Source organism: Amycolatopsis kentuckyensis, assembly GCF_002155975.1.
GTDB classification, from domain to species: domain Bacteria; phylum Actinomycetota; class Actinomycetes; order Mycobacteriales; family Pseudonocardiaceae; genus Amycolatopsis; species Amycolatopsis kentuckyensis.
On the sequence record NZ_MUMI01000163.1, the window covers coordinates 1 to 2,279 of the forward strand.

The window sequence follows — 2,279 nt, forward strand, 5'->3', positions numbered from 1 at the left end:
GGTCGAGCGCGCCGGCGCGCCGCTGCTCGAGCTGCAGGGCCCGATCGCCGCCCGGCAGCTCGTCGCGGCCGCCGTCGCCGCCGACGCCGGGGCCGCCAGGCCCGTGCTCGCCGTCACCGCCACCGGGCGGGAGGCCGACGAGCTGACCGCGTCCCTCGGCGCGCTGCTCGGCCACGGCACGGTCGCCGACTTCCCGAGCTGGGAGACCCTGCCGCACGAGCGCCTCTCGCCGCGCGCGGACACCGTCGGCCGCCGCCTGGAGGTGCTGCACCGGCTGAAGACGGGCGACGACGACCTGCGCGTCGTCGTCGCCACCGTCCGCAGCCTGATCCAGCCGATGGCGCCCGGCCTCGGCTCGCTGAAGCCGATCGACCTCGTCGTCGGCGAGGAGACACCGTTCGAGGAACTCCTGGAACGGCTGGTCGAGCTGGCCTACACCCGCGTCGACATGGTCGAGAAGCGCGGCGAGTTCGCCGTCCGCGGCGGCATCCTGGACCTGTTCGGGCCCACCGCGCAGCACCCGGTCCGGGTCGAGTTCTGGGGCGACGAGGTCAGCGAGATCCGCGCGTTCGCCGTCTCCGACCAGCGGTCGCTGCCCGGCGAGATCCCGCGGGTCACCGCGCCGCCGTGCCGCGAGCTGCTGCTCACCCAGCCGGTCAAGGAGAAGGCCGCGGAGCTGGCGAAGACGTACGAGGCCGACGCGCACCTGGCCGAGATGCTCACCAAGCTCGCCGACGGCATCCCGGTCGAGGGCATGGAGGCGCTCATCCCGGTGCTCTGCGAAGGCGAGCTGGAGCTGCTCACCGACGCGATGCCGGTGGGCACCCACGTCCTGCTCACCGACCCGGAGAAGATCCGCGCCCGCGCCGCCGACCTGGTTCGCACCGGCCAGGAGTTCCTCGAAGCCTCCTGGACGACGGCCGCGGCGGGCGGGCAGGCCCCGATCGACCTCGGCGCCTCGGCCTACCGCGGGCTCGACGAGATCGCCGCCCACGCGCAGGACACCAAGCGCGCCTGGTGGACGCTCAGCCAGCTGACCAGCGAAGCCCCCGACGTCTACCGCGTCTCGGTCGAAGCCGCCCCCGCCTACCGCGGCGAGCTCGAACGCGCGACGGCGGACCTGCGCGCGCACATCGCGTCGGGCGGCACGGCGGTGCTCGTCGTCGCCGGGCACGGCACCGCGGCTCGCGCGGTCGAGCAGTTCTCGGCGGCCGACGTCCCGGCCGTCCTGGCGGGCGACGGCCTGAAGAGCGCGCCGGCGCCGGGCGTCGTCACGGTCACCTGCGGCGGCCTGACCGACGGCTTCATCTCGCCGGAGCGCGCCCTGGTCGTGCTCACCGAGGCGGACCTGACCGGCCGCGGCTCCGGCGCCGGAACGTCCACAAAGGACCTCAACACCAAGATGCCGTCCCGGCGGCGCAACGCCGTCGACCCGCTGGCGCTGAAGGCCGGCGACTACGTCGTGCACGAGCAGCACGGCATCGGCCGGTTCGTCGAGATGGTCCAGCGGACGGTCGCCGGCGCCACCCGCGAGTACCTGCTGCTGGAGTACGGCTCGTCCAAGCGCGGGCACCCGGGTGACCGGCTGTTCGTGCCGACCGACCAGCTCGACGAGGTGTCCAAGTACGTCGGCGGCGAGCTGCCCACGCTGAACAAGCTCGGCGGCTCCGACTGGAAGAACACCAAGGCCAGGGCCAAGAAGGCGGTCAAGGAGATCGCCGCCGAGCTGGTGCAGCTCTACGCCGCGCGGCAGGCCGCGCCCGGGCACGCGTTCGGCCCGGACACGCCGTGGCAGGGCGAGCTGGAGGACGCCTTCCCGTTCACCGAGACCAACGACCAGCTCGCCGCCATCGACGAGGTCAAGGCGGACATGGAACGCGGCGTCCCGATGGACCGCGTGATCTGCGGCGACGTCGGCTACGGCAAGACGGAGATCGCCGTCCGCGCGGCGTTCAAGGCGGTGCAGGACGGCAAGCAGGTCGCGGTCCTCGTCCCGACGACGCTGCTCGCCCAGCAGCACCTCAACACGTTCCACGAGCGGATGCGCTCGTTCCCGGTGACGATCAAGGGCCTGTCCCGGTTCACGAACAAGACCGAGTCCGACCTGATCCTGGAGCAGCTCGCCGCGGGCGAGGTCGACATCGTCATCGGCACGCACCGCCTGCTGCAGACCGGTATCCGCTACAAGGACCTCGGTCTCGTGATCGTCGACGAGGAGCAGCGGTTCGGCGTCGAGCACAAGGAGCACATCAAGGCGCTGCGCACGCACGTCGACGTGC

Annotated in this window: 1 protein-coding gene; it reads left to right on the forward strand. The window is 72.8% G+C overall.

The genetic code is table 11. From position 1 onward, the window contains the following. A partial coding sequence (locus CCN39_RS16870; RefSeq protein ID WP_208630250.1) for a DEAD/DEAH box helicase occupies nucleotides 1–2,279 on the forward strand: 2,279 nt, incomplete at both ends.